Here is a 5487-nt window from a genome sequence, read left to right on the forward strand (position 1 = left end):
TGGCACTGATATGTAGTCCTGACTGAGCCGCTTGACCACCGACGCCTGAGAGTGAGTCAATCGTATTTGCCGTCAGCGCATAATTGCCTGCGACCATATCTGATTGCGTACTACCTGATTGCCTAACGATTGTTTTCGCCGTCCACAGCGTATTGCTACTCGATGCGAGGATACTATCTTTGCTTACTAGCAGCATATCCGCTGCGCCAAGTACTTCGGTATTCAGCGTCTCATCGATGATTTGTGCCGTACTCTTAAACCCTTCTATCGACGCGTACTGGCTTCGGCTCCAATCATGTCGATCATTGTACGCGCTTGTGTCATGCCAGTTCGGTCGCCGCGCTGATGGAATGCATTGGCTCCGGTGCCGTGACAGCATCCTTCATGCAGGCGTTGGAGTCCGATGTGGTGCTTCTCACTGGCTGCAACCCCACGGTGAATCATCCTGTCGCGGCAACCTTCTTCAAGCAGGCTGCCAAGCAGGGCACCAAGATCATTATCATCGATCCACGCGGTCAGGCGTTGGGCGCCTATGCCCACAAGACGTTGCGCTTCACGCCGGGCAGCGACGTGGCGCTCTTCAATGCCATGCTTAACGTTATCGTTACGGAAGCGCTCTACGACGAGGCCTATATCACCGAGCACACCGAGGGATTTGAGGCACTCAAGACACACGTCATCGATATGACGCCGGAAGCGATGTCCGGGCTATGCGGTATTGCTCCGGAGGAAATACGCGAGGTGGCGAGACTTTACGCCAAGGCCGAGAAAGCGATGATCTTCTGGGGTATGGGCATTTCCCAGCATACGCATGGTACCGACAATGCCCGCAGTCTGATCTCATTGGCATTGGCCTGCGGTCAGACGGGTAGGCCTGGCACTGGGTTGCATCCGCTGCGCGGGCAGAACAACGTGCAGGGCGCCTCGGATGCGGGCATGATCCCGATGGTATTGCCTGATTACCAACCCGTCTCGGATGACCAGGTGCGTAGCGCCTTTGAGGAACTCTGGAATTCCCCGCTGGAAGCCAATCCTGGTTTGACCGTGGTCGAAATAATGGATGCCATTACTGCGGGCACCATTCGTGGCATGTACATTCTGGGTGAAAACCCCGCCATGTCCGACCCTGACCTTGATCATGCCCGTGCCGCCCTGGCCAAGCTTGAGCATCTCGTGGTGCAAGACCTGTTTGTCACCGAGACGGCACAATACGCCGACGTGATCCTGCCGGCCTCCGCCTGGCCAGAAAAAGATGGCACCGTGACCAATACCAACCGCCAAGTGCAGATGGGGCGTGCCGCGATGCCCTTGCCTGGGCAGGCCAAACCTGATTGGTGGATCATTCAACAGCTCGCCCTGCGTTTCGGCTTGCCCTGGGACTATCAGCACCCGCGTGACGTATTCGAGGAAATGACCCGTGGCATGCCATCGCTGGACCATATTAGTTGGGAGCGTCTCGAGCATGAGCAATCGGTCACCTATCCATGTTCCGCAGACGATGCACCGGGCGCTGATGTGGTATTCAGCGATGTTTTCCCCACCGCGAGTGGCCGCGCCAAGTTCTCGCCCACCCGGCCGCTGCCGCCCGATGAGCCCCTCGACGATGCTTATCCGACGGTGTTGACGACGGGACGTCAGCTTGAGCACTGGCATACCGGCTCGATGACCCGGCGTGCCAGGGTACTCGACGACCTCGAACCCGAAGCGGTGGCCAGCATTGCACCGGACGAACTGGCGAGGCTTGGCTTAGCGCCGGGCGAGCGGTTGACGATTACCACCCGACGTGGGGAGATAACGCTGATGGCACGAGCTGATCCGCTGATGCCGGAAGGCATGGTCTTCGTACCGTTCTGTTATGCTGAGGCGGCGGCGAATTTGCTGACCAACCCGGCCCTTGATCCATACGGCAAGATCCCTGAATTCAAGTACGCTGCTTGCCGCCTAAGCCTGCCATAGCGTTAACCCCAGCAGCATCCAGTGGGAGGTAGTAGCAATCTTACCAAGGCAAGACAGCTCCATCGGTGCGCGGCTCGGTGCCGCCTTGCAGTACGCCGGTTTCAGGGTCGCGCAGAATGATTTGGCCACGGCCAAAGCTAATCGAATCGGCGACTTTAACGATGTTATGGCCGCGGCGGGCGAGAGCAAGCGCTAAGTGGTTGGGGAAGTCGGCTTCAACTTCAATGGTTTTGCCTTTGGTCCACTTCCAACGTGGCATATCGAGCGCTGCTTGCGGGTTGAGTTGATCCTCTAGCATGGCTGTGACCACCTGCACATGGCCTTGGGGCTGCATATAGCCACCCATAACCCCAAAGGGCCCAACGGCTTGGTTATCTTTGGTGATAAAGCCCGGGATGATGGTGTGATAAGTGCGTTTGCCGGGCGCCAGCGCATTAGGATGCTGGGGATCAAGAGAGAATGACCAGCCGCGGTTTTGCAGGCTGATGCCGGTGCCAGGCACCACCATGCCTGAACCAAAGCCTTTAAAGTTGCTTTGAATCAGCGACACCATATTGCCATCGCTGTCAGCCGTCGCCAGATACACCGTGCCGCCCTTGATCGGGTTGCCATGTACTGGGTCAACCGCCTGGTCGCCAATCATTGCAGCACGCGATTTCAAATAGTCGTCGGCCAGCATCTGATCAATGGTGGGGCGCATAGCTTCCAGGTCGGTAACATGTGTGAAGCCATCGACATAGGCCAGTTTGGTGGCTTCAATACGACGGTGCAGCGTTTCAACCGGATCGCTTCCTTCTTCGCCTAAGTGCTCCAGCATACCCAGCGCTTGCAGCACGATCATGCCGCTGCCGTTGGGAGGGATTTCCCAAATATCGTGGCCTTTGTAGCGCACGCTAATCGGATCAACCCACTCTGGCTGGTAAGCCGTCAGGTCTTCTTTGCGCAATAGGCCGCCGTGTTCGCGGGAAAAGGCGTCGATAGCCTCGGACAGTTCACCCTCATAAAATGCCTTGCCGTGGGTATCGGCAATCGCTTTTAGGCTTTTAGCATGGCCATCCGAGCGCCACAGTTCACCGGCTTCCGGTGCTCGGCCTTCGGGGGCAAACGTATCAAACCAAGGTTTGAAAGAAGCCTCGCTATAGGCTGAATAGTTGGTGAAGGCGTCCTTCCACATTTGATGAATAACAGGAGAGACGGGGAAGCCTTCTTCTGCGAGCGCAATGGCAGGGGCTAGCAACTCTGCAAACGGCAGCTTGCCAAAGCGCTCAGACAGTGTTGCCCACGCAGCAGGAGCACCAGGTACCGTAACAGGCAGCATGCCGTGGTTTGGTACGGTGTCGTGGCCAAGGGCTTTCAGCGCTTCAATGGTAGCCGCTTGCGGGGCAGGGCCGCTGGCGTTAAGGCCATGCAGTTTGCCGTCGACCCAGACAATAGCAAAGGCGTCGCTTCCAATCCCATTCGACGTGGGTTCCACCACCGTTAATGCGGCGGCGGTGGCAATGGCTGCATCAATCGCATTACCCCCTTGCTGCAATATGCTAATGCCCACCTGGGCTGCTATTGGTTGAGAGGTAGCGACCATGCCACGTTTGCCGAACGTTGCCATCCGGCGCGAGGCGCTGGGGTAATAGTGTGCATCATGTTGCATACCAGAGTCCTTTTAAGCGGTGTTACCAAGTAATGTTTAGCCTAGGAAAAACCCTCCGTAAACGAGTGCCCCCATGACCACAAACGCGGGATGTGTTTTGAAGCGAATCAGTGCAATGGCGGCGACGACACCGATAATTAGTGTGTGAATGGCACCGCTGGTGTTGAGGCTTTCGAGTAGAAAGCCCAAGGTTAACCACGCCATCATCATGGCAATGACCGGGCGAACCCATTGGCTCATGCGTTTAACCCGGGGAGAGTCGCGATGGCGGTATAACAGCCCCAGTGCGCCGAGCATCAAGAGCAATGTCGGAATGACGGTGGCCGCTACCGCGATAAAGGCGCCGCCAAAACCAGCGATTTCATAGCCTATATAGCCGGCCATTTTGGTTGCGATTGGGCTAGGTAAGGCGTTGCCCAGTGCTAAGGTTTCAGCAAACGTCTGGGCGGTCATCCAGCCATACCGGCCAACGATTTCGGCTTCAATCAGCGGAATAATCGCCGGACCACCGCCGTAACCGATAATGTTCGGTATAAAAAACGCTAAGAAGAGCTCCCAATAAATCACGCCGTCCCCTCCGCTTTTTTAGCGCCCGGCGGTTTAGTTCGTGATGGGCGTAGTAGGGCGGCGATTAGAACGGCGCCAATCACCCAGCCGGGGTGAATGCCAAGCCAGTAAATAAGCCCCGCAGCGACAATGGCCATGGCAATACTCACCAGCCAACCGAGAGCGGCCTGTGACTTATCAAAGAAGTCCCAAGTGAGCTGCGCCATCATCACCATGACAACGGGAACTACCGCTTGACCCATGCCGCGGATCCAAGCCACATCGCGGTAACGGCTAAAAATACCTAATATAACAATCATCGCCACTATCATCGGGAAGATAATAGCCACCACTGAGGCGATACAGCCGGTAACGCCGCCGACACGGTAGCCGATATAGCCGGGCATCTTGGTGGCAATAGGGCCAGGTAGCGTATTGCCGATGGCGAGTACGTCGGCGAACTCTTCATCGGTTAACCAGTGGTGACGGGTGACGACTTCGGCACGTACTAAGGGGATCATGGCGGGGCCGCCACCGAATCCAAAAATACCGATGCGGAAAAATGCCCAGAATAGTTGCCAGGAAACAGCCTGTTTTTGCGAACCCTTGGTTTTCAAAACGGGCGGCTTCATGGATGCGTTTTCCATGAAGCTAACGAGGAGATCAGAAACATGCCCGGGCCTTATTTATCGTTTGTAGGTTAAAAAATCGATTATCTTGTCTAAAATAGAATATAGGTAGTGCGCGGAGAGACGTCAACAGTGAAAAATAGAGTGGACAGCGGGAGCTGTGATGAGCAAAGGACATCATCATGAATAACTCTTTACCTAAGGCAGCAGTGCAAGCTGGGCCAGCCGGTACAGCATCAAGTCGTGTATTTGATAATTTGCGCAAAGATTTAGTCGGCGGCTGTTTTGTTGCCGGTGAGAAGCTCGCTATCAATGCACTCAAAGAGCGTTACCAGGTCGGTTTAAGTCCGCTGCGAGAAGCGCTTAATAAATTGGCGGCCTATGGGCTGCTTATTCAGGAAAATCAGCGTGGTTTTCGGGTGCCCAAGCTCTCGCGGGACGAGCTGGATGATATTGCACAGATGCGCCTGGAGATGGAAGGTATGGCCCTTGAACGTGCCATTGCCCACGGCGATTCTCACTGGGAAGCCGACTTATTAGCAGCGGCGCATCGTCTAAAACGGGCCGATATTAGTTTAGACAAAGGCGAGGAGTGGGAGCACCTGCACACTCAATTTCATCGTACGCTGGTGGCGCCATGTGGGTCGGTCTGGCTACTACGTTTTATTGAGCAACTGCATGATCAGTTCGATCGTTATCGTCGGTTAG

5 protein-coding genes and 1 pseudogene are annotated in these 5487 nt (G+C 55.6%); 3 read left to right on the top strand and 3 right to left on the bottom strand.

The window, feature by feature from the left end; genetic code table 11:
- Positions 1-300: 300 nt before the first annotated feature.
- Both ACTH5D_RS17070 and ACTH5D_RS17075 read left to right on the top strand, forming a co-directional pair.
- Positions 301-1344: pseudogene (locus ACTH5D_RS17070) on the top strand (molybdopterin oxidoreductase family protein); the annotation flags it as partial.
- 78 nt (positions 1345-1422) lie between these two features.
- Positions 1423-1956 carry a molybdopterin oxidoreductase family protein gene (locus ACTH5D_RS17075; RefSeq protein ID WP_441673339.1) on the top strand — a complete coding sequence of 178 codons (534 nt, stop codon included), beginning with the start codon at positions 1423-1425 and terminating at the stop codon, positions 1954-1956.
- 40 nt (positions 1957-1996) lie between these two features.
- Here ACTH5D_RS17075 and ACTH5D_RS17080 read toward each other — a convergent pair whose 3' ends face one another.
- Genes ACTH5D_RS17080 through ACTH5D_RS17090 form a run of 3 tightly spaced genes read right to left on the bottom strand, consistent with a single transcriptional unit; the run spans position 1997 to position 4782 of the window.
- A complete protein-coding gene (locus tag ACTH5D_RS17080; RefSeq protein ID WP_441673331.1) occupies positions 1997-3604 on the bottom strand; it encodes a gamma-glutamyltransferase family protein in 1608 nt (535 codons plus the stop codon).
- 36 nt (positions 3605-3640) lie between these two features.
- Positions 3641-4171 (bottom strand): chromate transporter, encoded by a 531-nt coding sequence (locus tag ACTH5D_RS17085; RefSeq protein WP_441673333.1) that lies wholly within the window; start codon positions 4169-4171, stop codon positions 3641-3643.
- Positions 4168-4782, bottom strand: coding sequence for a chromate transporter (locus ACTH5D_RS17090; protein ID WP_441673335.1), 615 nt, complete (start codon positions 4780-4782; stop codon positions 4168-4170). Before ACTH5D_RS17090 ends, ACTH5D_RS17085 begins: the two co-directional genes overlap by 4 nt.
- Positions 4783-4961: 179 nt before the next feature.
- On the opposite strand from ACTH5D_RS17090, the gene ACTH5D_RS17095 reads away from it, so the two are divergent.
- Positions 4962-5487: FCD domain-containing protein (locus ACTH5D_RS17095; protein WP_441673337.1), on the top strand; the 526-nt coding region annotated here is incomplete at its 3' end.

The organism is Halomonas sp. (assembly GCF_052095695.1).
Lineage (GTDB): Bacteria > Pseudomonadota > Gammaproteobacteria > Pseudomonadales > Halomonadaceae > Vreelandella.

Excerpts from the sequence above, each read along its gene's own strand:
- ACTH5D_RS17075 (WP_441673339.1), top strand. The coding sequence starts at position 1,423 with ATGCCATCGCTGGACCATATTAGTTGGGAGCGTCTCGAGCATGAGCAA.
- ACTH5D_RS17080 (WP_441673331.1), bottom strand. The coding sequence starts at position 3,604 with ATGCAACATGATGCACACTATTACCCCAGCGCCTCGCGCCGGATGGCA.
- ACTH5D_RS17090 (WP_441673335.1), bottom strand. The coding sequence starts at position 4,782 with ATGAAGCCGCCCGTTTTGAAAACCAAGGGTTCGCAAAAACAGGCTGTT.